The 22,953-nt window shown below is 73.5% G+C and carries 24 protein-coding genes; 9 read left to right on the top strand and 15 right to left on the bottom strand.

From position 1 onward, the window contains the following. Positions 1-43: 43 nt before the first annotated feature. Genes MICAU_RS18810 through MICAU_RS18760 form a run of 11 tightly spaced genes read right to left on the bottom strand, consistent with a single transcriptional unit; the run spans position 44 to position 11,760 of the window. Positions 44-793, bottom strand: a complete 750-nt coding sequence (locus MICAU_RS18810; RefSeq protein WP_013286930.1) for an enoyl-CoA hydratase — start codon at positions 791-793, stop codon at positions 44-46. Continuing rightward, complete coding sequence (locus tag MICAU_RS18805; protein ID WP_013286929.1) at positions 790-2,904, bottom strand: acyl-CoA dehydrogenase family protein; 2,115 nt, start codon at positions 2,902-2,904, stop codon at positions 790-792. The genes MICAU_RS18810 and MICAU_RS18805 overlap by 4 nt, the downstream gene beginning before the upstream one ends. Beyond that, positions 2,901-3,629, bottom strand: coding sequence for a co-chaperone HscB (locus MICAU_RS18800; RefSeq protein ID WP_013286928.1), 729 nt, complete (start codon positions 3,627-3,629; stop codon positions 2,901-2,903). The genes MICAU_RS18805 and MICAU_RS18800 overlap by 4 nt, the downstream gene beginning before the upstream one ends. Then, positions 3,626-4,420 carry a CoA transferase subunit A gene (locus tag MICAU_RS18795; RefSeq protein ID WP_013286927.1) on the bottom strand — a complete coding sequence of 265 codons (795 nt, stop codon included), beginning with the start codon at positions 4,418-4,420 and terminating at the stop codon, positions 3,626-3,628. The genes MICAU_RS18800 and MICAU_RS18795 overlap by 4 nt, the downstream gene beginning before the upstream one ends. After that, entirely contained in the window at positions 4,417-5,247 is an 831-nt protein-coding gene (locus MICAU_RS18790) for an SDR family NAD(P)-dependent oxidoreductase (RefSeq protein WP_013286926.1), read from the bottom strand. The genes MICAU_RS18795 and MICAU_RS18790 overlap by 4 nt, the downstream gene beginning before the upstream one ends. Further along, entirely contained in the window at positions 5,244-6,647 is a 1,404-nt protein-coding gene (locus MICAU_RS18785; RefSeq protein WP_013286925.1) for a 3-hydroxyacyl-CoA dehydrogenase NAD-binding domain-containing protein, read from the bottom strand. Before MICAU_RS18785 ends, MICAU_RS18790 begins: the two co-directional genes overlap by 4 nt. Beyond that, complete coding sequence (locus tag MICAU_RS18780) at positions 6,644-7,810, bottom strand: thiolase family protein (protein WP_013286924.1); 1,167 nt, start codon at positions 7,808-7,810, stop codon at positions 6,644-6,646. Before MICAU_RS18780 ends, MICAU_RS18785 begins: the two co-directional genes overlap by 4 nt. Next, the gene (locus tag MICAU_RS18775) at positions 7,810-9,144 is read right to left on the bottom strand and encodes a phenylacetate--CoA ligase family protein (protein ID WP_013286923.1); all 1,335 of its coding nucleotides are present in this window, start codon (positions 9,142-9,144) and stop codon (positions 7,810-7,812) included. The genes MICAU_RS18780 and MICAU_RS18775 overlap by 1 nt, the downstream gene beginning before the upstream one ends. Then, positions 9,141-9,779 (bottom strand): TetR/AcrR family transcriptional regulator, encoded by a 639-nt coding sequence (locus tag MICAU_RS18770; RefSeq protein WP_013286922.1) that lies wholly within the window; start codon positions 9,777-9,779, stop codon positions 9,141-9,143. The genes MICAU_RS18775 and MICAU_RS18770 overlap by 4 nt, the downstream gene beginning before the upstream one ends. After that, on the bottom strand, positions 9,776-10,609 hold the full coding sequence (locus MICAU_RS18765; RefSeq protein WP_013286921.1) for a cyclase family protein: 834 nt from the start codon (positions 10,607-10,609) through the stop codon (positions 9,776-9,778). Before MICAU_RS18765 ends, MICAU_RS18770 begins: the two co-directional genes overlap by 4 nt. Beyond that, positions 10,606-11,760 (bottom strand): acyl-CoA dehydrogenase family protein, encoded by a 1,155-nt coding sequence (locus tag MICAU_RS18760; RefSeq protein ID WP_013286920.1) that lies wholly within the window; start codon positions 11,758-11,760, stop codon positions 10,606-10,608. Before MICAU_RS18760 ends, MICAU_RS18765 begins: the two co-directional genes overlap by 4 nt. A 215-nt stretch (positions 11,761-11,975) precedes the next feature. Between MICAU_RS18760 and MICAU_RS18755 the strand changes: the two genes are divergently transcribed. Then, the gene (locus tag MICAU_RS18755) at positions 11,976-12,743 is read left to right on the top strand and encodes an enoyl-CoA hydratase-related protein (RefSeq protein ID WP_013286919.1); all 768 of its coding nucleotides are present in this window, start codon (positions 11,976-11,978) and stop codon (positions 12,741-12,743) included. A gap of 9 nt (positions 12,744-12,752) precedes the next feature. After that, positions 12,753-13,382 (top strand): enoyl-CoA hydratase-related protein, encoded by a 630-nt coding sequence (locus MICAU_RS31530; protein WP_013286918.1) that lies wholly within the window; start codon positions 12,753-12,755, stop codon positions 13,380-13,382. A 119-nt stretch (positions 13,383-13,501) separates the two neighbouring features. Here the strand turns inward: MICAU_RS31530 and MICAU_RS18745 are convergent, their stop codons facing one another. The 4 genes from MICAU_RS18745 to MICAU_RS33490 form a co-directional block, all read right to left on the bottom strand. Beyond that, entirely contained in the window at positions 13,502-13,921 is a 420-nt protein-coding gene (locus tag MICAU_RS18745; protein WP_013286917.1) for a GlcG/HbpS family heme-binding protein, read from the bottom strand. Between the two features lie 35 nt (positions 13,922-13,956). Next, positions 13,957-15,162, bottom strand: a complete 1,206-nt coding sequence (locus MICAU_RS18740) for a CaiB/BaiF CoA transferase family protein (RefSeq protein WP_013286916.1) — start codon at positions 15,160-15,162, stop codon at positions 13,957-13,959. A gap of 46 nt (positions 15,163-15,208) precedes the next feature. Beyond that, a complete protein-coding gene (locus tag MICAU_RS18735; RefSeq protein ID WP_143025307.1) occupies positions 15,209-15,571 on the bottom strand; it encodes a hypothetical protein in 363 nt (120 codons plus the stop codon). Between the two features lie 456 nt (positions 15,572-16,027). Further along, positions 16,028-16,150 carry a hypothetical protein gene (locus MICAU_RS33490; RefSeq protein WP_013286915.1) on the bottom strand — a complete coding sequence of 41 codons (123 nt, stop codon included), beginning with the start codon at positions 16,148-16,150 and terminating at the stop codon, positions 16,028-16,030. 583 nt (positions 16,151-16,733) lie between these two features. On the opposite strand from MICAU_RS33490, the gene MICAU_RS18730 reads away from it, so the two are divergent. The 7 genes from MICAU_RS18730 (at position 16,734) to MICAU_RS18700 (ending at position 22,944) form a co-directional block, all read left to right on the top strand. Next, complete coding sequence (locus MICAU_RS18730; protein WP_041799045.1) at positions 16,734-17,162, top strand: amidohydrolase family protein; 429 nt, start codon at positions 16,734-16,736, stop codon at positions 17,160-17,162. A 175-nt stretch (positions 17,163-17,337) separates the two neighbouring features. Next, positions 17,338-18,546, top strand: coding sequence for a substrate-binding domain-containing protein (locus MICAU_RS18725; protein WP_013286914.1), 1,209 nt, complete (start codon positions 17,338-17,340; stop codon positions 18,544-18,546). Continuing rightward, positions 18,543-19,319 (top strand): ATP-binding cassette domain-containing protein, encoded by a 777-nt coding sequence (locus MICAU_RS18720; protein ID WP_013286913.1) that lies wholly within the window; start codon positions 18,543-18,545, stop codon positions 19,317-19,319. Before MICAU_RS18725 ends, MICAU_RS18720 begins: the two co-directional genes overlap by 4 nt. Beyond that, positions 19,316-20,413, top strand: coding sequence for an ABC transporter permease (locus tag MICAU_RS18715; protein WP_013286912.1), 1,098 nt, complete (start codon positions 19,316-19,318; stop codon positions 20,411-20,413). Before MICAU_RS18720 ends, MICAU_RS18715 begins: the two co-directional genes overlap by 4 nt. Beyond that, the gene (locus MICAU_RS18710) at positions 20,410-21,450 is read left to right on the top strand and encodes an amidohydrolase family protein (RefSeq protein WP_013286911.1); all 1,041 of its coding nucleotides are present in this window, start codon (positions 20,410-20,412) and stop codon (positions 21,448-21,450) included. The genes MICAU_RS18715 and MICAU_RS18710 overlap by 4 nt, the downstream gene beginning before the upstream one ends. Next, positions 21,440-21,739: a NifU family protein gene (locus tag MICAU_RS18705; protein ID WP_013286910.1), complete on the top strand. Its 300-nt coding sequence runs from the start codon at positions 21,440-21,442 to the stop codon at positions 21,737-21,739. The genes MICAU_RS18710 and MICAU_RS18705 overlap by 11 nt, the downstream gene beginning before the upstream one ends. Further along, positions 21,736-22,944, top strand: coding sequence for a CaiB/BaiF CoA transferase family protein (locus MICAU_RS18700; protein ID WP_013286909.1), 1,209 nt, complete (start codon positions 21,736-21,738; stop codon positions 22,942-22,944). The genes MICAU_RS18705 and MICAU_RS18700 overlap by 4 nt, the downstream gene beginning before the upstream one ends. Positions 22,945-22,953: the final 9 nt, after the last annotated feature.

Below are 22,953 nucleotides of genomic sequence, written 5' to 3'. Positions count from 1 at the left end.
CGGGGCGCACAGCGGCGCCCCGCCCGGTCCCGCGGCGGACGGGTCACCTGCGGAACGCGGCCACCGCCTCCTGGATCGCCGGCCCGGTCGCCGAGGACGCCTGGGCCCACGACTCGAACTCCAGCGCGGCGGCGAAACCGGCCGTCTCCGCGGTGCGCACCGACGTCTTGATGTCCCGGGCCAGCGCCGGGTCCAGCGCCGCCCACCGTTCGGCGCGCTCGTGCGCGGCCGCCAGCGGGTCGTCGGCGAGCGTCGCGGCGAGCCCGACGCGTACCGCCTCGGGGCCGTCCACGCTCCCGCCGTCGAGCAGCAGTTGCAGGGCGCGTTCCGGGCCGAGCGCCCGGGTGAGGAACCAGGTGCAGCCCCCGCCGGGGTGCAGGCCGAGCTTCGTGAACGAGGCGATCAGCTTCGCCTTCGGCCCGACGATCCGGGTGTCGCACGCGAGCGCCAGGTTCAGCCCGGCGCCCACCGCCGGTCCCTGCACCGCGGCGATCGTCGGGATCGGCAGCGCCCGTACCCGCAGGAAGCTGTCGTAGACGCGGTGCAGGTCGGCGCGGATCTCCGCGACGCCGCGGCCTGGTTCGCCGAACATGGCGGGCAGGTCGGCGCCGGCGCAGAACGCCGTGCCCGCGCCGGTGACCACGAGCGTGCGGGCGTGCCGGTCGGCGGCCACCTCGGCGATCGCGTCGCCGAGCGCGTCGCGCATCTCCGCGTCGATGGCGTTGCGCCGGTCCGGGTCGTTCAGCGTGAGCGTCCAGCGCCCGTCCGCGTTGTGCAGTTCCACTTTGCTCATGACTCAGCCTCCTGATCGGTCAGCCAGGACCAGACGCCCGCGCTGCCGCGCGGCACCAGCGCCGCGCCGAGCGTGGCGGCCCAGAACTGCTGGGTGCCGTTCTCGTCCCGCCAGGACCAGAGCCTGCGGGTGGACAGGTGCAGCGGGTGCTCACGGGTGACGCCCATCGCCCCGTGCAGCTGGTGCGCGCCGCGCGCCACGATCGTCGCGGCCCGGCCGGTGAGCACCCGCGCGGCGGCGACCCGCAGCGGGTCCGGCCCGGCCAGCGCGGCGTCGAGCGCGGTGCCGGCGAGCAGCGTGTGCGCGGTCATCCGGGCCAGGGTCTGCCCGACCGCCTGGAACGCCAGCAGCGGCCGGCCGAACTGCTCCCGCGTCGTCACGTGCTGCCGGGTGTGCTCCACAGCCGTCTCCAGCGCGCCGGTGAGCGCGGCGGCGGTCAGCAACGCCGCCTCGGCGCGTACCGCCCCGGCGGGCGCGACGCCGGTGAGCCGCATGTCGCCGGTGACCGGCACGTCGAACACGACGTCGTCGCGCGGCTCGGCGGCCAGGTTGCGGCCGGGCGTGACCCGCACGCCGGGGTGGTCGGCGGGCACCACGAACGCCTCGTCGCCCGCGTACACCAGCAGTGTCCGCGCGGCGGCGGCCCACGGCACGCGGGCAGCCGTGCCGCGCAGCCGCCCGCCGGCCACCGCGAGCCCGTCGCCGGCGACCACGGTGGCGACGCCCTCGGGCAGGCCGCGACCGGCGGCGGCGAGCTGCCGGGCGGCCAGCACGGTCCCGGCCAGCGGCAGGGAGACACCGTGGCGACCCAGCCCGCGCACGAGCGCGGCCAGGTCGGCGAGCGTGCCGCCCGAGCCGCCCGCGTCCTCCGGCACCGACACCCCGGTCCAGCCCAGCCCGTGCACTGTGGACCAGAGCGTGGGCAGGCCGTCCGGGTCGCCGCCGTGACCGCCGAGCACGTCGTCGGTCAGCTCCCGCAGCTCGTCGCCGCCGCGCCGGGGCGCGTGGGCGGCGCCCTTGGCGATGATGGTGCGCAGCACCTCGGTGGTGCCGCCGCGGATCGAGAAACCTGGCGCGGCCAGTAGCCCCTGGGCGAGCAGCCCGGCCGGTCCGTCGCCGTCGGGGTCAGGCTCGACGTCGAGCACGGTACGCGCGATCTCGTTGACGTCGGCCTCGAACTCGGTGCCCAGGTCCTTCAGCACCGCCGCGGCGTGCACCGGGGCCTGCCCGGCGTCCAGCTCACCGGCGATGCGCCAGGCCAGGCCGCGCAGCCCGGCCAGCCGGGCCAGCGCCTCGCCCAGCGCGGCGTCCGCGTCCCGCCGCGCGGCGCACGCGTCGACGGTGGCGGCCAGCAGCGGGTACGTGCTGAGCACCCGCTCCATCCCGCCGCGCTCGAAGGACAACTGCTCGGTGACCTGCGTCCAGCCGTTGCCGGCGGTGCCCAGAACGTGGTCGCCGGACACCCGCACGTCGTCGAAGACGACCTCGTTGAAGTGGTGCTCGCCGCGCAGGTCGACGATCGGCCGGACGGTCACGCCGGGCGCGGACATGTCCACGATCAGCTCGGTCAGGCCCTCGTGCCGGTCGCCGCCGGTGCCGGTGCGGCACAGCACGTACGCGTGCGTGGACCGGTGGGCGTGACTGGTCCAGATCTTGCCGCCGGTGAGCCGCCAGCCGTCGCCGTCCGGGCGGGCGGTGGTGCGCACCGAGGCGAGGTCGCTGCCGGACTCGGTCTCGCTCATGCCGAGGCAGAACGTCACCTCCCCGGCGGCGATCGCCGGCAGGTACCGCTCGCGCAGCGCGGGGGAGCCGTACCGCAGGACGGCCGGGCCGATCTGCCGGTCAGCGATCCAGTGCGCGGCCACCGGCGCCCCGGCGCGCAACAGTTCCTCGGTGACCACCAGCCGGGCCCGGTTCGAGCGGGCCTGCCCGCCGTACTCGCGCGGCCAGGTCAGGCCGATCCAGCCCCGGTCCGCCAGCGCGCGGCTGAACTCCGTGTCGTACGAGCGCAGCCACGCGTCGCACACCGGCCGGAACCGGTCGCCGTCGCGCCACTCACCGACCAGCTTCCGTACCTGCCGGCGCAGCTCATCGAGATCGTCGTCAGTCATCCTCTGTCCGTTCCCTTCGCCACTGAGTAGCCCCGTACGGCGGCCCGCCGCAGCACGCCCACGGCCGCGGCGCGTTCGGCCGTGGTGACCGGCGGCCGGGGCGCCGCGCCGTCGACGGGTACGCCGAGCGCGGTCAGGTGGGCACGCAGCACCTCGCCGTCCGCGGTGACCTCCTCCAGCCGCGGATCCGCGCTGAGCCGCACCACGCCCCACCGGGTGTGCAGCCGCACCAGCGCGTCCGGGGCGGGCGCGGCGGTCACGTGCTCGACCGCGCGCACGATCCGGCGTGGATCCCGTGCGCCGTGCAGCAGCACCAGTTCCCGTGCCGCCGCCGCGATGTCGGCGGCGCCCCCGCCGCCGGGCAGCCGCACCGTGGGCCGCTCCCGGGGGCCCAGGTACGACGAGTTGATCCGGCCGCGCAGGTCGACGTTGCCGGCGTCGAGCACCACCCGGTCGAACCGGTGGCCCATCGCCAGGAGCACGTCGGCGGTGCCGCCCAGCCAGCCGAACCCGCCGGCGTACGCCGGGTAGTCGGTGGTGCTGGTCGGCACGTCGGCGCCGGGCCGGTGCGCGCTGGCGCCGGCCTCGAAGACCTGGCTGAACGGTTCGCCGGGCAGCGCGTACGCGCACTGGCCGGCGAGCACCGGCCAGTGGAAGCCGGTGAACACCCAGCCGCCGCGCCGGAACTCCCGCGCCGCCCGGACCAGGAAGTCCGCTGTGGTCACAGCACCTCCTCGGCCAGCCACCGCCGGAAGCCGTCGGCGGTGGCCGAGCGGCGGGCATACCGCTGGTACGCCTCGACGTCACGCGGGTACCGGCCGACCGCGCCGTCGGGGTGCACCGCGCCGGGGGACTCGACCACCGCGTCGACGAGCAGCCCGGGGATGCTGATCCCGGCGGCGCGTACCGTCTCGGCGTCGGAGACCTGCTCGGCGACGAGCACGGTGCGCCGGGCCGCCTGGGCGGCCACGAGCACCTCACCGAGCGGGCCGCGGATCACCCCGTTGCCGTCGGCGTCGGCCAGGTCCACGTGGACGAACGCCACGTCGGGCCGCTCGGCGCGGACCACCCGGGCCGGCCCGAACGCCGAGTCGACCCGGGACAGCCGCCCCCGGCTCCAGTCCTCGTCCAGGTAGCCGGTGCCGGGCAGGTCCGGCACCGGCATGAACGGCACCCGCCAGGCGCCCGCGGTGAGCGCTGCGGTGAGCAGCCCGAGGCTCAGCTCGTGCAGCGCGACCCGGGTGTCGCCGTCCTGAGCGGCGCGCCGGAAGTTCCAGGCGGGCGCCGGGCCGACCGGGCTCCAGCAGTGGCCGTACGTGGCCGAGCGCAGCACCCCGGCGCCGAGCAACTGGTCCATCAGCAGCCCGCCGGAGGCGATCACCACGTCCACGTCCCGGATCCGCTGCCGGATCATCTCGTGGCCCACGGCGAACAGTTGCGCGCCGAAGTTGCCCAGGTAGACCCGCCGGCCGGGGCGTACGTGCTCGGCCACGACGTCGGCGAGGGCGCGGCTCACCGGTACGCCTCCGCCAGCATGTGCAGCCCCGGTCCCAGGTGTGCGCCGCCGTCGAGCTGGATGAGCTGGCCGGTCATCATGGCGGCGGCCGGGCCGGCCAGGAACGCCACCAGCTCGGCGACCTCCTCGGCGCGGGTCGGGCGGCGCAGCGGCGTGGCCCGGTCCACCAGGTTGTCCCGGACGTGCCGGTCGGCCTCGGCGTCGAGCGCGGCGGTGAGCACCGTGCCCGGTCCGAGGCAGTTGAGCCGGATACCGTCGGCGGCCCACTCCAGGGCCAGCGTCCGGGTCAGCCCGAGCACGCCGGCGCGGGCCGCGACGGCGTGCGCCATGCCCTGCCCGCCGCGTTCCACCCCTGACAGCGACATGTTCACCACCGCGCCGCGGGTGCGCCGCAGGTACGGGTACGCGGCGGTGGTGAGGTGGAAGACGCTGGTGAGGTTCAGGTCGACGACTGCGGCCCAGCCGCCCGCCGAGATCCGCGTGGCCGGGGCGAAGAACTGCCCGCCGGCGTTGTTCACCAGCAGGTCGATGCCGTGGGCGTCGCCTGCCTCGGCGAGGGTGGCGGCGGCGCGGTCGTGGTCGCGGACGTCGCAGACCGCGTACGTGTAGCGGCCGCCCCCGGTGGCCGCCTCGCCGGTGATCGCCTCGCCGGTGGCGGCGAGCGTGTCGGCGTGCCGGCCCAGCCCGGTGACGTGGGCGCCCAGCTCGGCCAGGCGTATCGCGACCGCCCGGCCGATGCCGCTGCCGGCGCCGGTGACCACCGCGCGCCGCCCGGTGAGCACACCCGCGCGCAGCACGGCCACGCCGGTGTCGTCCCCCCGCGTCACCGGGCGGCCCTCGCCTCACCGATCGCCTGCCGCCGCAGCAGTTGCGCCGGCCGGTAGCGGGGGTCGCCGAACGCGTCGGCCATCGACCGCAGGGCCTCGTACACGGTCCCCGCCCCGGCGGCCCGCAGCGTCTCGAACGGGCCGCGCGGATGGTTCATCGCCAGGCGCAACGCCACGTCCACGTCGTCGGCGGTGGCGGTGCCCTCCTCGACCACAGTGGCCGCCTCGTTCACCAGGCAGTGGGCGAGCCGGTCGCCGACCAGGCCGGGCAGCGCCGGCACCCGCACCGACGACGCGCCGAGGTGATCCAGCAGCCGGTCGACGAAGCCGGGGACGGCGACGCCCGCGACCGGGTCCTCGACCACCTCGGCGAACACGGCGTCGTCGGCGCGCCGGTGCAGCCGGATCCAGCCGACGTCGGCGGGCAGCACCTCGGCCCAGCCGGCGTCGGAGCTGTCCAGCACCACGTTCTGCCGGGCCGCCAGCCGTGCCAGCTCCGCCACCCGCTGCGGGGTCGGCGCGCCGAGGCTCACCACGCGGGCCGCCGGACCGTTCGGCGGCCCGGGCCGCCGGACCACCCGGGCGTTGGCGTCGCGCGGCGCCTCGGTGGCGTAGTCGTAGAAGCCGCGGCCGGCGGCCTTGCCGGTCAGGCCGGCCCGGACCAGGCCACGCACCTGGGGGATGGGCCGGTAGCGGGGGTCGCCGAACTCGCGCAGCGCGGTCTCCGAGGAGGCCAGGTGGGTGTGCAGCCCGGTGAAGTCGAGCAGTTGCAGCGGACCCATCGGGTGCCCGAGCGCGCCGCGGGCGACCGCGTCCACCACCGCCGCCTCGACGCCCTGCGCGAGGAGGAGCTGCGCCTCGTAGTACAGCGGGCGGCAGACCCGGTTGACGATGAAGTTCGGCGAGTCGCGGCACACCACAGCGGTCTTGCCGAGCGACTCCACGAGCGCCAGCGCCCGCCGCACCGTCGCCTCGCCGGTGGCCGCGCCGACGATCACCTCCACCAGGCGCATCCGGGTGGGCGGGTTGAAGAAGTGCAGCCCGAGCAGGCGTTCCGGGGCGCCGAACGCGCGGCCCATCTCGTTGACGCTCAGCGACGAGGTGTTGGAGGCGACGAGCAGGTCCGGCCCGCCCGCGGCGGCGACCCGGGCGAGCAGGTCGCGCTTGGCGGCCATGTCCTCCACGATCGCCTCGATCAGCACGTCCGCGCCGGCGAGCGCGGTCTCGACGTCGGCGGCGGCGCCGAGGTCGCCGGTGGCACCGTCGGCGCGGATCCGCTCCAGGCCGGCGCGGCCCAGTTCGGCGGTGGCGTCGACGACCCGGACGGTGTGCCCCGCCCCGGCGAGGACCTGCGCGATGCCCCGGCCCATCGGCCCGAGGCCGACCACGACGGCGATCACCGGGTCACCCGCTCGATCACGGCGGCGATGCCCTGTCCGCCGCCGACGCACAGGCTCGCCACGCCGTACCGGCCGTCGCGGCGGGCCAGTTCGTGCAGCAGCGAGACGATCAGCCGGGCGCCGCTCTGTCCGGTCGGGTGGCCGAGGGCGATCCCGCCGCCGTTGACGTTCACCCGCTCCTCGTCCAGGCCCAGCGCGCGCACGTTCTGCACGATCTGCGCGCCGAACGCCTCGTTGATCTCGAACAGGTCCACGTCGGCGGCGGTCAGCCCGGCCCGGCGCAGGGCCAGCGGAATGGCCTCGGCCGGTCCGACGCCCATCATCGTCGGGTCCACGCCGACGGCCGCGAACCCGACGATCCGGCCCAGCGGGGTCAGCCCGTACCGCCGTACCGCCTCGCCGCCGGCCACCACGACCGCGGCGGCGCCGTCGGCCATCTGGCTGGCGTTGCCCGCGGTGACCGTGCCGCCGTCGGTGAACGACGGGCGCAGCCGGGCGAGCCGTTCCGGTGTGGTGTCGGGGCGTACCGTCTCGTCGCGGTCCAGCTCGTCCAGCGGCAGGACCTCCTGCGCCATCGCGCCGGACTCCCAGGCCCGGGCCAGCCGCTGGTGGCTGCGCGCCGACCAGGCGTCCTGGTCGGCGCGGGACACGCCGAACTCGCGGGCCACCTTCTCCGCGGTCTCGCCCATGCTCAGGCCGCAGATCGGGTCGGTGCCGCCGTCGCGCCAGCCGTCCTGGAGCAGGACGTCGCCGCGGCGCACGCCGTCCCAGCGCAGCGTGTACGGCGCCAGGTACGGCATCGTGCTCATGCTCTCCGCGGCCACCGCCAGTGCCACGTCGGCCTCGCCGGACCGCACCGACCGGTGCGCGAGCTGAACCGCCTTGAGGCCGGAGGCGCAGGCCATGTTGATGGTCTGCGCGGGCGTCGGCACCGGCACGCCCGCCGCGAGCGAGATCTGCCGTCCCGGGTTCGGGCCGTTGCCCGCCTGGCGGCAGTTGGCCACCACCGTCTCGTCCACCGCCTCGACGGGCACCCCGGCCCGCTCCAGCGCGGCGGCACCGGCCAGCCCGCCCAGGCGCACCACCCGCACGTCGCGCAGCGCGCCGCCGTACCGGCCGTGCGGGGTACGCACGGCGCCGACCAGGAACGCTTGCCTGTCCATCACGGAACCTTCCGGTCGGCGCGTACGACGCGCTTGCTCTTGTGGGTGCTGCGCGGCAGCGTGCCCTCGGGGACGGTCTCCACCACCGCGCGCACCGTCAGCTCGGCGCGCACGGCGTGCGCCAGCTCGCGGGCCACCCGCTGGCCGTCGCCGGTCGCCTCGACGCGCAGCTTGATGCCGGTGAGGTAGCCGGTCGCCGGGTCGGTGACGTCGTCGTCGAGGACGATGAGGTATTCGCCGCAGGCGCCGGGGGTGGCGCGGACCACCTGCTCGACCGCGGACGGGAACAGGTTCACCCCGCGTACCACGAGCATGTCGTCGGCCCGGCCGACGACGCCGCCCGGGAGCCGGGCGAGCGTGCGCCCGCACGGGCAGGCGGTGCTGTCGCGGACCACCACGTCGCCGGTGGCCCACCGCACCAGCGGGCTCGCCCGCTTGTCCAGGTGGGTGAGCACCAGCAGGCCGGGTGCGCCGTCGGGCACCGGCTCGTGGGTGTACGGGTCGAGCACCTCGGCGTACGCGAAGTCCTCGGCCAGGTGGCCGCCGGCCTGTTCCTCGCACTCCCAGGCGATCGGCTGGAACTCCAGGCTGCCGTACCCGTCGAAGCACTTGGCGCCCCAGCGTTGCTCGATGTGCGCGCGGGTGGCCGGCACCCCGGCGCCGGGTTCGCCGCCGACCTGGATCCGCCGCACCGGTGAGTCGCGCAGCGGTGTGCCGGCGCGTTCCGCGGTCTCGGCCAGGTGCAGCATGAACGACGGCGTGCCGCCGACGGCTGTGGTGCCGTACCGGAAGATCGTGTCGATCTGTCGCTGGGTGTCGCCGGACCCGGCGGGCAGCAGCGTCACGCCGATGCGCTGGTAGCCGGCTGTCGCGCCGAGCCCGCCGACGAACCAGGCGTAGCTGAACAGGCACTGGTACACGTCGGTGTCCCGCACGCCCTGGCTGTACGCGGCCCGCGCGTACAGGTCGGCCCAGCGGTCCAGGTCGTGCGCGGTCCACAGCACCGGAGTCGGGTTCGAGGTGGTGCCGGAGGAGAAGTGCACCCGGCGGCGGTCGGCCACCGGCGCCGCGACGGCGCTGCCCCACGGCGGGTGGGCGGCCAGGTCGGCCACGTAGTCGGCCTTGCCGACCAGCGGCAGGCGGCGCAGGTCGGCCAGTTCCCGGACGTCGCCCGGGTGGAAGCCGAGCGCGTCCCACCGGGTGCGGTAGAAGTCGCTGGCGGCGTACACGTAGGACAGTTGCGCCTTCAGGCGGGTGAGCTGGTACGCGGCCAGCCGCTCGCGCGGCCACGTCTCGGCCTCGTGCCAGTGGCGCTCGGAGAACGGCCCGGTCATCGCGGGCTCCGGCGCAGCCCGCCGACGATGAAGTCGGCGTACTCGTCGGCGAGCCGCTGGCGGGTGTTGTAGTCGCCGCGCTGCGGGTCGTACCAGAGGCTGATCCAGTTCAGCGCGCCGAGCAGCGGCTTGGTGGCCAGCCGGCTGTCCACCTCGCGGAACACCCCGGCCTTCCGGCCCTCGTCGATGACGTCGGCGAAGATCTGCTCGTACCGGTCGCGCATGGCGATCACGGTCTCCAGGGCCTGCTGCTGCGCCGGGGCCTCGCCGAGGCGGCGCATCTCGACCGCGCGCATCGCCACCCGCTGGAACGAGTTGCGGGTCATCATCAGCCCGGCGTGGTGGTGCGCCATCCGCCAGAGCCGGGTGGCCGGGTCGAGGCCGCCGTTGCCGGCGATCGGCTCGATCCCGTCGATCAGCTCCTGCATGCCGGTGGTGACGATGTCCAGGAAGACGTCCGCCTTGGCCCGGTAGTAGTGGTAGACCCGGCCCTTCGTGGCGCCCATCTCGCGGGCGATGTCGTCGATGGTGGTGGCCGCGTACCCGTTGCGGGTGAACGCGGTGGCGGCGGCCTCCAGGATGTCCCGCCGGCCGGGGGCGGCCGGGCGCGCGGCGGTCTCGTCGTCGGCGGTCATGCGGTGGTCTCCGGTGCGGTGGTGTCGGGTACGACGGCGAGCGGCCGGATCGGTGACCCGGTGCCGCCGCGGATGGACAGCGGGGCGGCGATGAAGAAGAAGTCCCAGACCTCCTCGGCGGCCAGCGGCGCGAGGTTCATCGCCTCCATGATCGGTACGCCGTGGTCGACGAGCAGGTGGCAGTGCACCGCCAGCGCGGGGCTGGGCATGTGCTCGAACGCGATGGTGTCCGCGCCGGCAGCCACCACGCCGTGGTCGGTGAGCCAGCGCGCGCCGCTGACGTCCACGCCGGGTGCGCCGGTGGCGACACCGAGGTACGCGGCGTTGTCCGTCCACTTCTCGTCCCAGCCGGTACGCACCAGCACCACGGCGCCGGGGCGGGGGCGGGGGCGGTCGGCGAACCAGCGCTCGAACAGCTCCGCGCCGACGCCGTCGGCGGGTGTCAGCGGCCGGCCGAGCGCGACTGTCGCGTCCACCAGATGACCGGGCGCCAGCATCGGCGGCAGCTCGTGCACCGACACGTCCGGCACCCCGCCGGCGTACGACTGGCTCGCGGTGACGTCCACCCCGCCGTACACCTTGCCGAGCCGGGAGACGTGGGCGAGCCCGTCGACGTGGGTGCCCACGTGCCCGCCCGTGGTGATCATCTCGGCGGCGGCGGAGACGCCGTCCGGGTACATGATCTCGCCGTGCCGCTTGGTCAGCGTGAAGCTGTACGGCGGGTGGTTCGGGTGGTGCGGGATGCCGGTGTACATCTGCTGCGCCAGGTCGAACACCCGGGTCGGGCCGGACGCGGGCCAGTCGACGTTCAGCCGCCAGGACGCGCTCATGCCGCCACCGACGCCTTGATCGCCCGGCCCAGCACCAGCCGCTGGATCTCCGAGGTGCCCTCGTAGATCTCCAGGATCCGCTGGTCCCGGTAGAGCCGCTCGGCGGGGCAGGGCTTGCAGAAGCCGTCGCCGCCGAACACCTGCACGGCCGTGTCGACCGCCCGGTGCGCGACCTCGCTGGCGTACAGCTTGGCCATCGCGCCGAGGATGCCGACGTCGCCGCCCTCCTGATGGGTGCGGGCGGCCTCGAAGGTGATCATCCGGGCGGCGGTGATGCCGGTGGCGACGTCCGCCAGCGGGAACGAGATGCCCTGGTTGTCGATGATCGGCCGGCCGAACGTCTCCCGCCGGGCCGCCTCCCGCGACGCGACGTCGAAGCCGGCCAGGGCGACGCCGAGCGACTGGGCGGCGACGCTGATCCGCCCGGCGGACAGCGTCTGCATGGCCAGCCGCATGCCCCGGTTGAGGTCGCCGAGCACGTCGCCGTCGGGCACCCAGGTGTCCAGCTTGAGGTTGCTGGTGAGCGTCCCGCGGATGCCCATCTTGTCCTCGTACCGGTCGATGACCACGCCGTCGGCGTCCTTGTCCACCAGGAACGCGGTGATGCCGCGGGTGCCGGCCTGCGGGTCGGTGAGCGCGAAGACCACGTAGTAGCGCGACGCGCCGCCGTTTCCGATGTAGATCTTCTCGCCGCGCAGCCGCCAGCCCGCGCCCTCGCGCTCGGCTGTGGTGCGGATCCGGGCGGCGTCGCTGCCGGCGCCCTCCTCGGTCAGCGCGAAGCTGATCGCCTCGCCCCGGGCCAGGCCACCCAGGTAGCGCTCGCGCTGCTCGGGGGTGCCGGCCAGCACCAGCGGGGTGGCGCCGAGCGCGTACGCGGTGAGGATCGCGCCGGTCGACGGGCAGGCGCGGGAGACCTCCTCGATGACCGCGCAGGCGGTCACGAACGACGCGCCCCGCCCGCCGTGCTCGCGTTCCACGAGCAGCCCGGCCAGCCCTTCCTCGACGAGCACCCGCACGCTCTCCCACGGGTAGCGCTGCTCCCTGTCGAGTTCCTCGGCCAGCGGCGCGAAGTGGCGCGCCGCCACGTCCCGGGCGAGGTCGCGCCAGTGGCGGCCCTCGTCGTCCAGGCGTGGCTCCCAGATCACGGACACGTGGTGCCTCCCGGTTCTCCGGCGCGGGCCGGTCGTTGCGCCGCACGCCATACCGTTGCGTATGTCGAGATGTCTAGGCGGTGCGCTGGAAGTGTGTCAAGCGCTTCCCGGATGCTGTTTTCCCTTGTGTCGTACGCTTGCCAAGCCGTCCGCGAAGATCTTGACGACATACCGAAGAGTATGTTCGCCTGGTGCGGACGACAGGGAGGTGATCCGTGGAACCCGTCGGTTACGCGGTACACGACGCGGTGGCGGTCGCCACCATCGACCGGCCGCAGACACGCAACGCGCTCAGCGCCGACGTCCTGCGCGCGCTCGCCGCGGCGATGGACCGGGCCGAGGCCGACCCGGCGGTACGGGTGCTGGTGCTGACCGGCGGCCCGCGGCTGTTCGCCTCCGGCGCGGACATCCGCGAACTGCGCCGCACGTCGCCCGCCGACTACCTGCTCTCCGAGCGGCTGGAGTGCTGGAACCGGTTCGCCCGCTTCGGCAAGCCGGCCGTCGCAGCCGTCGCCGGATACGTCCTGGGCGGCGGGTGCGAACTGGCCATGACGTGCGACGCGGTGGTCGCGGCCGACTCCGCCGTGTTCGGCCAGCCGGAGATCAACCTCGGCATCATCCCCGGCGCCGGCGGCACCCAGCGCTGGGCCCGCGTCGCCGGCCGGTTCCGGGCCGCCGAGCTGGTGCTGGGCGGCCGGCTGGTGGACGCCTGGACCGCGCAGCGGATGGGCCTGGTCAGCCAGGTGGTGCCCGCCGAACGGGTGGTCGAGGCCGGGATCGCGCTGGCCGCCTCGATCGCCGCCCGCAGCCCGGTCGCGGTCCGCCTCGGCAAGCAGGCGCTGCGTACCGCCGAGGAGGTCGGCCTGACCGCCGGCCTCGCCCACGAGCGTTCGCTGCTGCTGACGCTGCTGTCCACCGACGACCACATCGAGGGCATCGACGCGTTCCTGGAGAAGCGTCCGGCCCGCTTCACCGGCCGATAGGAGAGACACGTGACGCAGGTACACGAGGCCGCCGACCCGGGCGCGGGCGAACGGCTCGGCCCGGCCGCCCGGGCCGCCCTGCTCGACGCGCTCAAGCGCCACGCCCGTACGCCGGGGGAGCCGCTGCTGATCCGCGTCGAGGGCGACGCCTGGCGGCACGAGCCCGACGACCTCACCCAGCCGGTGGTCAGCGGGCAGTTGCACGAACTCGTGCTGCGGGTGCACGCCGCACCCGGCCCGGTGATCGTCCACGTCGACGGCGCGGTACGCGGCCTCGGGCTCGGCTTGGCCCTCGCCGCGGACCTGCGCGTCGCCGCGCCCACCGCGACGTTCGGCACCGGCTCGCCGGCGGCGTTCCTGGCCGGCGGCGCCGGACGGCTGCTCGCCGGTGTCGCCGGCACCGGCGTGCTGGCACACCTGGCCTGGACCGGCGCCACGCTCGACGCCGACGAGGCGTTGCGGCACGGCCTGATCGGGTCGGTGTCGGCCGACCCGGACGCCGGGGCCGCGCTCGCCGCACGGGTCGCCACGATCGGCGCGGGCCCGGCGTCGGCGCTGGCACGCGCGCTGCGCGGCCGGGACCGGCCGGAGCTGACCGCCGCGCTCGACTACGAGTCCTGGCTGGCCGGCGTCGCGTGAGCCGGTCGCGCCGGCGCGCCCCGGCCGTTCCGCCCCGGCGGGACCAGCCGGGGCGGGCCGGGCGGGCGCCGGCACGGGACCGATGGCCGGGGAGCCCGGGCCCCGTGCCGGCGGCCGGGTCACGCGACGGCGTCCAGCCCGGCGCGCGCGACCTCCATGTCCTGCGTGTAGTGCCCGCCGCTGACCCCGATGCCGCCGATCACCGCGCCGTCGGCGGTGATCGGGTAGCCGCCGCCGAACACCACCAGCCGGTCGATGCCCGTGGTCGCGCCGGTGGCCAGCGGCGCGTCGTCCTTGATGAAGTCGTACCAGCCGTCGGTGGGCATGCCGAAGCCCGCCGCCGTGTACGCCTTGTCCTGCGCGACCTGCACCGACAGCAGCGCCGCGCCGTCCATCCGGGCGAACGCCTTCAACACGCCGCTCTCGTCGACGACGGCGATGACGCACGGCAGCGCGATCTGCTCGGCCTTGGCGATCGCGGCGGCGAGGATCCGCTGCGCGGCGCCGATCGTGACCGACGTCTTGGTGAAGTTGTCCATGAGGGGTTCCTTCCGTGGTGGTGGGTGGGGTGGGCTCAGACGACGCCCGCGGCGCGCAGGCGGGAGATCTCGTCGCCGTCGAGTCCGGCGACGTCGCGGAGCACCTCGTCGGTGTGCTCGCCCAGCTCGGGCCCGACGCGGCGGATGCCGCCGGGCGTCGCGGTCAGCTTCGGCACGACGTTCTGCATCGGGAACTCGCCGAGGTCCGGATGCTCCAGCCGGACGATCGCCTCCCGGGCGGCGAAGTGCGGGTCGGTGAGCATCTCCTTGGCGGTGTAGATCCGCCCGGCCGGCACACCGTGGCGGTGCAGCAGCTCCAGCAGCTCGTCCCCGGCGTACCCGGCGCACCACTTGGCGATCAGCTCGTCCAGCTCGTGCTGGTGCCGGCCGCGGTCGGTGTGCCCGGCGAACCGCGGGTCGGCGGCCAGTTCCGGCTGCGCCATCGCCTCGGCCAGCCGGCGGAACACGGTGTCCTGGTTCGCCGCGATAACCACCATGCCGCCGTCGGAGGCGACGTAGACGTTGCTCGGCGCGATGTTCGGCAGGATCGAGCCGGTGCGTTCCCTGATGTAGCCGCCGATCGCATACTCCGGCACCAGCGACTCCATCAGCGCGAGCACCGACTCGTAGATGGCGCTGTCGACGATCTGGCCCCGGCCGGTCGCCTCGGCCACCCGCAGCGCGCCCATCGCGCCCACAGCGGCGAACGTGCCGGCCAGCGAGTCGCCGATGCTGATGCCGACCCGGCTGGGCAGCGAATCGGGATCGCCTGTGGTGTAGCGGATGCCGCCCATCGCCTCGCCGATCGAGCCGTACCCGGCGCGTTCGGCGTACGGCCCGGACTGCCCGTACGCGGACACCCGCACGATCACCAGCCGCGGGTTGATGTCCCACAGCACGTCCGGGCCGACGCCCCAGCGCTCCAGCGTGCCGGGCCGGAAGTTCTCCACCAGGACGTCGGCCTCGGCGGCGAGCCGGCGCAGCACCTCCTGCCCCTCCGGAACGCGCAGGTTGAGGGTGACCGAGCGCTTGTTGCGGCCGAGCACCGGGAACCACAGCGACTTGCCGTACGGCCGCTCGCGTCCCCATTCGCGCATCGGGTCGCCCCGCCCCGGCTCCTCCACTTTGATCACGTCGGCGCCCAGGTCGCCGAGGATCTGGCCGCAGAACGGCCCGGCCAGCAGGACCCCGGCTTCGATCACGCGCAAGCCGGACAACGGGCCGCGGGCATAGTCGTTCATGTCGTCCCTGTTCTCTCGTCGGTCGTCTCGTTGGTGCGGGCGGAGGTCAGGCCGGCACGGCGTGCGGGCGGGCCTCCGGTTCGGGTTCCGGCTCGGGGGAGTGCCGCTGGGTGCGCTGGCGGATCCAGCCGAGCGACACCGCGCCGAGCAGCGTGACGCCGAGCAGGATGTCGCCCAGCGGCAGCGGCATGCCGCGCAGCCGGAAGATGTTCAGCACGATGCTCAGCGAGAGCAGGCTGAGGAACGCGGTCATCGGGCTCCCGTGCCCGCCGCCGGCGAGCCGGAACCCGGCGATCAGCAGCGCGCCGTAGACGTACAGTTCGGTGCCCTCGCCGAGGGTGACGGCCGAGGCGCCGGTGCGCATCACCTGGACGCACCCGGCGACCGCCGCGGCGGTGCTGGTCAGCACGAACAGCGCCACTGCCCCGGCGGCCGGTGAGCGCCATCCCGCCGAGCAGCAGGATCGAGATCACCCGGAACTCGGTACCCGGGGTCAGCGTGGACCGGACGATGTCGCCCTGGGACGCGAGGACCAGCCCGGCGAGGCCGGCGACCAGCCCGCAGGACACCAGCGCGCCGGCCTGGATCCGGTCCGGCCGCAGGCCGCGCACGATCAGCGCCGCGTTCACGATGCCGATGAGCGTGCCGAACACCAGCACCGCCACCAGCACCACGGCGAACGGCGCGCCGTCGGTCAGCAGCTGGGCGGCGATCAGCGCGGCGGCCACAGCGGTCACGCCGACGGACAGGTCGAACTCGGCACCGCTGAGCATCACCAGGCTGACGCCGACGACCAGGACGCCGATGAACGCCATGTTGAAGGCCACCGCGATGACGGTCTGGTGGGACAGGAAGGCCGGCGACTTCACGGCGTGGCCAGCACCAGCGCGACCCAGAGCGCGGCCAGGGCGAGGGTGGCGCCGTGGCCGCGGAGCACGGGGAGAACCGTGCTCCGCCGGACGGCCGCCTGCGGGGCAGACACGGACATGGTCAGGTGTAGCCCTCGTACCAGAACGGGGTCGAGCCGCCGAGGCCGGCGGCGCTCGACGTCCCCCGGACGAGGGACTGTCACTGCCTGCTCTGTCATGGCGAGAGAGTCAAGCAATGTATGCAATCACTGTCAAGGATTCTCCGCGAGGCGGTGGCTACGGTGCTCGCCGCCGGGTCTCATTCGACCCGGCGTGTCGAGAAAGTCGGGAAAACAACCAGGTGAAGACGCTGCTGGCGGCATGCGCCGGCCGATCTCACTGACCACGAGACAGTCTTGACCGCTCCGGGCTGCGCACCTATGTTGTGTACATTCTCGGGCTGCTGGTGGCCGCGATCACATACCGCGCAACGCCCCGACGAGCGGCCGCGCCCGTCCACCACCTCGTCGCGCTCCCGTCGACAGGAGAACGGAGTTGACATGATCAATGGGATGGTCGTGGTGGACGGTGTCGTCCACGGGTACGACTTCCGGCCCGGGAACCGGGCGCCGCACTGCTCCCAGGCCGCGTACGACGGCATGGTGAACGCGCTGTACCGCATCGGCCACACCCCACCCGAACATCTGGGCGACGATCGAGTCGGTGTCGAACATGATCGTGCGCAAGCCGCGCCGGTTCGCCGAGATCGTCGGCATGCTCATGATGCACGGCGGCACGGATCGCATCATGTTCGCCACCGGCGTGCCGTCCGCGCACCCGCAGCCGATCATCGACGCCTTGACGGATTTCGAGATGCCCCGGGATCTGGTGGACGGGTGGGGCTTCCCGGAGTTCACCCCGGACGTGTTCGCCAAGCTGATGGGCGGCAACGCGTTGCGCCTGCACGGCCTGGGCGGGGAGAAGGTGCGCGCGGATGCTGACCGAGCACGGCCGGGCGGTCCTGCGCATCGGGCGTTCCGCGGCGTCCGTCCGCTGACGCGTACCCCGCGAGCCTCACGTCGGAAAAATACAATTTCTCCGCCCGGTCGGGGCGAACGCGCCTCCCTCGCGGGCTGGAGAAACGCTCTCTAACAGGGCTTATGTTTCGGCATTGCGAACTATTGACTGTCGATGTTGATCGTGTTGGACTGCGATTGCATGCAACCCGAAGCGCCCGTCACGCGCCGGGTTTGTTTTCGCCCCTCCCTGCGCCGACTCATCGATTCGCTTCTTTTCGACGACTGCCACCCACCGAGGGAGTAGCACCGTGACACACACTTTCGGAGCCCGCCGGCTCCGCGCCGCCGCCGCCGCATTCGGGGCGGCCGCCCTTCTGCTCACCACCGCCGCCTGCGGATCGGGTGCGGAGAGCACCGCCTCCGACACGCCCGCCGCGGTGAACGACGAGTACACCGAGACGGCCCGCAAGCTGATCGCCGCCGGCACCGGCGGGATGCTCTACTTCGAGGGCAAGGAAGCCGACATCACCCTCGACAAGATCAAGGTCTACGAGGAGTGGTCCGGTCCGACGACGTCGGTGAAGCCGCCGGCGAACGGCAAGCTCAACATCATCGTCTGCAAGATCGGCACCTCCTGTGAGGAGGTCGGCAAGCGGGCCACCGCCATCGCCGAGAAGCTCGGCTGGAGCGCCGAGATCCTGGACGGGCAGGGCACCCCGGAGGGCTACCAGAAGGCGCTGGCCACCGCCGCCGCCAACAAGCCCACCGCCGTCATCACCGTCGCCATCCCGGAGAACCAGGTCGCCGACGGCATCGCCGAGCTGCAGAAGGCGAAGATCCCGGTCGTGGGCGTCTCCGCCGTCGCCGAGGGCGGCGCGGTCGGCTACGACGCGCACGTGTCCAGCCGGGAGACGTTCCAGGCGGTGCTGGCCACCGCCAAGGCCGTCGCCGACTCCAACGGCAAGGCCAAGGTCGTCTTCCTCTGGGACGTCGGCTACCCGCACCTGGTCGAGGCGCTCAACGCCAGCAAGCGCGTGCTCGCCGGCTGCACCGGCTGCGAGTTGCTGGAGGTCCGCGAGCGCACGCTGGCGCAGGCGGTCGACCCGATCGAGATGCAGAACATCACCACCTCGCTGATCCAGAAGCACGGCGACAAGCTGCAGTACATCCTCACCCCGTACGGCAACGGCGTGGAGTCCGTCATCGCCGCCATCCGGGCCGCCGGCCGCAACGACATCAAGGTGCTGTCGAAGAACGCCGAGCCGGAGCGGCTGGGCAGCGTCGCAGCCGGTGACCAGCTCGCCGACTTCGGCGCCATCCGCGGCTGGAACGCCTACGCCGCCATCGACCAGGTGGGCCGGCTGGCCGCCGGTCAGCCCGCGCTGCCCGACGCCGAGCAGGGCATCCCGGCCACAGTCTTCGACAAGTCGAACGCCCCCAAGGACGGCGCGGTCGACTGGAACAGCTACGTGAACTACGCCGAGCGCTACGAGAAGATGTGGAGCGAGGCCCGATGAGTGCCGCCCCGGTGCTGGAGGCGGTGGGCGTCAGCAAGTCCTACGGCCGGGTACGCGCCGTCACCGACGTCTCCTTCGACGTACGCCCGGGCGAGATCCTGGGCGTCGTCGGGGACAACGGCGCCGGCAAGTCCACGCTGATGAGCATGGTCAGCGGCGCGCTGGCGCCGGACACCGGCCGCCTGCGGGTGGCCGGCCGGGACCTGACGCCGCACACCATCGGCGCGGCCCGGTCCGCCGGGATCGAGATGATCTACCAGGATCTCGGGCTCTCCGACAACCTGAGCATCGTCGAGAACGTCTTCCTCGGCCGCGAGTGGACCGGCGGTGTACGCGGCCTGCCCGTGCTGCGCAAGCGGGCGATGCGCGAGCGTACCCGGACGGTGCTGGAGGAGCTGGGCATCGACCTGCACGACATGAACGTGCTGGTCGAGGGGCTCTCCGGCGGGCAGCGGCAGATGGTCGCCATCGCCCGCGCGCTGGTCACCGAGAACGAGCCGCGCGTGATGGTGATGGACGAGCCGACCGCGGCGCTCGGCACCACCGAGTCCGACGGCGTCAACGCGCTGATCCGCCGGCTGCGCGACCGCGGCTACGCGGTCATCGTGATCAGCCACCGGATCCCGGAGATCCTGTCGATGGCCGACCGGCTGCTGGTGATGAAGGGCGGCCGCAACGTCTACCACGGCCCCACCGAGGGGCTCGACGTCGAACGGTGCGTGCAGCTGATCGTCGCGGGCACGCTCGCCACGGCGGGGGAGGCGGTCCGATGACCGCCGCCACGACGAAGACGCCCCCGGGCGGCGGCCGCACCGTCGTCAAGCAGAGCGCCGACCGGTCCCGCGCCGGGGCCGGGGAGCGGGCGGTCGAGGGGGTGAGCCGGTTCGGGCTGCTCGGCATGCTCGTCCTGGTGATCGCGGTCTTCTCCGCGCTCACCCCGGACACGTACTTCACCACCACCAACTTCCGGCTGATCCTGGTCAACCAGACAGTGACGGTGATCGTGGCGATGGCCGCCACGCTGCCGTTGCTGGCGCACTATCTGGACGCGTCGGTCGGCCCGATGCTGGGCCTGGCGCAGGGCGTGAGCATCTGGCTGATCGCGGTGCAGGGCGTGCCGATCTGGCTGGCCCTGCTCGCGGTGCTCGCCGTCGGCGTCGCGGTCGGCCTGCTCAACAGCCTGCTGGTGCTGAAGTTCGGCATGAGTTCGATCATCGCCACGCTCGCCGTGGGCAGCCTGCTGATGGGTCTGCTCTACATGGTCACCGGCGGCCGGGTGCTGTACCAGAACGTGCCGCCGGCGTTCACCGAGATCGCCCGCGGCGACCTGGGCGGCGTCCCGCTGCCGCTGATCTACCTCGTGGTGCTGGTGCTGGCGCTGGAGTTCATCGTCGTCTGGACGCCCTTCGGGCAGCGGCTCTACGCGATGGACGGCAACCTGCGCGGCGCCGCCCGGGCCGGCATCGACGTCCGCAGCTACACCGTCCGGGCGTTCGTCGGCGCGGCGGTGCTCGCCTCGCTGGCCGGCGTGCTGCTGGCCTCGCGGATCGGCTCGGCCCAGCCGACGGTCGGCGAACAGTTCCTGCTGCCGGCCTTCGCCGCGGCCTTCCTCGGCGCCGCCGCGCTGCGACCAGGCCGGGTCAACATCCTCGGCACCGTGATCGCCGCGTACTTCATCACCTTCACCATCGCCGGTCTGCAACACCTCGGCGCCGCGACCTGGATCGAGCGCGTCTTCAACGGCCTCGCCGTGATCACCGGCGTATCGGTCGCCGCGTGGTCGGTGCGCCGCCGCCGCCAGCTCGCGGTCCGGCACGTCGAACGCCTGGAGAACGACACCACCCCGAAGGGACGTCCCACCCCATGAAGAACGGCTTCTTCGTCCTCGACAACGCCATCCACATGTACAAGCTCACCGACGAGAACATCGACTTCAACCACGGCGGGAAGAAGTCGACGAACGCGCTCGTGGAGTACGCCCGCAAGTACTCCGCGCCGGGCTACCCGTACGACGACATCTCCGGCCGCGAACTGTCGGTCGAGGACGCGTACCGGCTGATGTTCGAGGAGTCCGACACCGACATGGCGATGGCCCAGACGGTGCCCAGCCACGGCGGCTGGAAGCTGGGGTTCTCGCCGGCGGAGAACAACTACAAGCTCAAGGAGGCGTACCCGGATCGGGTGCTGTTCTGCGGCGGCGTCGACCCGATCACGCACGGCCGCTACGGCGCGGTGACCGAGATGATCCGCCAGATCGAGGAGTGGGGCGCCACCAGCTTCAAGTTCTACCAGGCGCACTCCGGCGGCCTGTCCTGGAAGATCGACGACCGGCAGGTCGCGTACCCGCTGTGGGAGACCGCCCTCGAACACGGCGTGACGAACGTGCAGTTCCACAAGGGCCTGGCGTTCAACACACAGCACATCGCCGACCTGGCCCCGTACGACCTGGAGCGCGCGGCGCAGGACTTCCCCGAGATGACGTTCATCGTGCACCACCTCGGCGAGCCGTTCATCAACGAGACGATCAACATCGCGGCCCGGTACGAGAACATCCACCTCGCGCTGACCGCCTGGATCAACCAGTACCCGGTCGCGCCGCGCGCCGCGCTGCACGCCATCGGCAAGTGCCTGCTGCACGTCGGCCCGGACCGGCTGCTCTGGGGCTCCGAGGCGTTCGTCTGGCCGAAGGTGCAGGCGTACATCGACCTGTTCGCCGAGATGCGCATGCCGGAGGACCTCCAGGACGGCTACGGCTACCCGGAGCTGACCGACGAGATCAAGGAGAAGATCTTCGGCCTGAACTTCGCCCGGGTGCTCGGCATCGACGTGAAGGCCAAGAAGAAGGAGCTGTACGGCAAGAGCGGCAAGAAGTCCGCGAAGAAGGGCCGTAAGGATGGGCGCTGACAAGAGGGCGAAGGCCGCCGACCGCGCGCTCGACGGCAAGGTACGCCAGCTCGTCGAGGCGCACGGCGGCGGCGTCACAGTCGACGTGGACGCCGACGGCGACGCCCGGGTGACGTTCCACGGCCGCTGCGCCGCCTGCCCGTCGGCGCCGGTCACCATGGGCTCCCTGGTCCGCCCGGCGCTGCTGAAGATCGAGGGCGTCCGGTCGGTGACCCGGGCGGGCGCGGTCTCCCGGTTCGCCGAGGCCCGCATCGAGAAGATGTTCGGACTGTCGGAGCCGGCCGGATGACCGACGGCTTTCCCGACGGGCCGCTGACCGGGGTACGCGTGGTGGAGGCCGGCGTGCTGCTGGCCGGGCCGTTCTGCGCGCAACTGCTCGGCGACTTCGGCGCCGAGGTGATCAAGGTCGAGCAGCCGGACGGCGGCGACCCGATGCGGCAGTGGGGGCGGGAGAAGCCGCACGGCAAGTCGCTGTGGTTCCCGGTGGTGGCCCGCAACAAGAAGTCGGTCACCTGCAACCTGCGGATGCCCGAGGGACAGCAGCTCATGCGCGACCTGCTCGCCGGCGCCGACGTGTTCGTGGAGAACTTCCGCCCGGGCACGCTGGAACGCTGGGGACTCGCGCCGGAGGAACTGCACCGGATCAACCCGCGGCTCGTCGTCGTGCGGGTCACCGCGTTCGGGCAGGACGGCCCGTACGCGTCCCGGGCCGGCTACGGCTCGATCGGCGAGGCGATGGGCGGGATCCGGCACGTCACCGGCGACCCGTCCACGCCGCCGAGCCGCATCGGCGTGAGCCTCGGCGACTCGCTGGCCGGCACGTTCGCCGCGCTCGGCGCCATGATGGCGTTGCGGGTGGCGACCAGCACCGGCCAGGGCCAGGTGGTGGACAGCGCCATCTACGAGTCGGTGCTGGCCCTGATGGAGTCGCTGGTGCCGGAGTACGCGCTCACCGGCTACATCAGGGAGCGGACCGGCTCGATCCTGCCCAACGTGGCGCCGAGCAACGCGTACCCGACGCGCGACGGCGCCACAGTGCTGATCGCCGCGAACCAGGACACGGTGTTCCGCCGCCTGGCGGCGGTGATGGGCCGCCCGGACCTGGCCGACGACCCCCGGTACGCCACCCACGCCGCCCGCGGCGCGCACCAGGCCGAACTGGACGACCTGATCGCGGCGTGGACCGTCACGTTCGAACCGGCCGCGCTGCTGCGGCTGCTGCATCTGGGCGGCGTACCGGCCGGGTCGGTCTACACCGCCCGGGAGATGCTGACCGACGAGCACTTCGCCGCGCGCGAGGCGATCGTCGAACTCGACCACCCGGAGATGGGCGCGTTCCCGATGCAGAACGTCGCGCCCCGGCTGTCCCGCACCCCGGGCCGGCTGCGTTCGGTGGGCCCCCGGCTGGGCGAGCACACCGACGAGGTCCTGCGCCAGGTGCTGCGCCTGGCCGACGACCGGATCACCGAACTGCGCGCCGCCGGCGCGATCTGAGGAGGCAGT

Origin of the sequence: Micromonospora aurantiaca ATCC 27029, assembly GCF_000145235.1 — a bacterium.
Lineage (GTDB): Bacteria > Actinomycetota > Actinomycetes > Mycobacteriales > Micromonosporaceae > Micromonospora > Micromonospora aurantiaca.
The sequence above is the reverse complement of the archived record's forward strand: the minus strand, read 5'-3'. Positions and strand labels throughout refer to the sequence as shown.

Coding starts and splice junctions, on each gene's coding strand:
- MICAU_RS18740 (WP_013286916.1), bottom strand. CDS start 15,162: ATGAACGACTATGCCCGCGGCCCGTTGTCCGGCTTGCGCGTGATCGAA.
- MICAU_RS18775 (WP_013286923.1), bottom strand. CDS start 9,144: ATGACCGGGCCGTTCTCCGAGCGCCACTGGCACGAGGCCGAGACGTGG.
- MICAU_RS18805 (WP_013286929.1), bottom strand. CDS start 2,904: ATGACTGACGACGATCTCGATGAGCTGCGCCGGCAGGTACGGAAGCTG.
- MICAU_RS33490 (WP_013286915.1), bottom strand. CDS start 16,150: ATGTCCGTGTCTGCCCCGCAGGCGGCCGTCCGGCGGAGCACGGTTCTC.
- MICAU_RS18710 (WP_013286911.1), top strand. CDS start 20,410: ATGAAGAACGGCTTCTTCGTCCTCGACAACGCCATCCACATGTACAAG.
- MICAU_RS18810 (WP_013286930.1), bottom strand. CDS start 793: ATGAGCAAAGTGGAACTGCACAACGCGGACGGGCGCTGGACGCTCACG.
- MICAU_RS18745 (WP_013286917.1), bottom strand. CDS start 13,921: ATGGACAACTTCACCAAGACGTCGGTCACGATCGGCGCCGCGCAGCGG.
- MICAU_RS18705 (WP_013286910.1), top strand. CDS start 21,440: ATGGGCGCTGACAAGAGGGCGAAGGCCGCCGACCGCGCGCTCGACGGC.
- MICAU_RS18700 (WP_013286909.1), top strand. CDS start 21,736: ATGACCGACGGCTTTCCCGACGGGCCGCTGACCGGGGTACGCGTGGTG.
- MICAU_RS18720 (WP_013286913.1), top strand. CDS start 18,543: ATGAGTGCCGCCCCGGTGCTGGAGGCGGTGGGCGTCAGCAAGTCCTAC.
- MICAU_RS18780 (WP_013286924.1), bottom strand. CDS start 7,810: ATGGACAGGCAAGCGTTCCTGGTCGGCGCCGTGCGTACCCCGCACGGC.
- MICAU_RS18765 (WP_013286921.1), bottom strand. CDS start 10,609: ATGAGCGCGTCCTGGCGGCTGAACGTCGACTGGCCCGCGTCCGGCCCG.
- MICAU_RS18770 (WP_013286922.1), bottom strand. CDS start 9,779: ATGACCGCCGACGACGAGACCGCCGCGCGCCCGGCCGCCCCCGGCCGG.
- MICAU_RS18715 (WP_013286912.1), top strand. CDS start 19,316: ATGACCGCCGCCACGACGAAGACGCCCCCGGGCGGCGGCCGCACCGTC.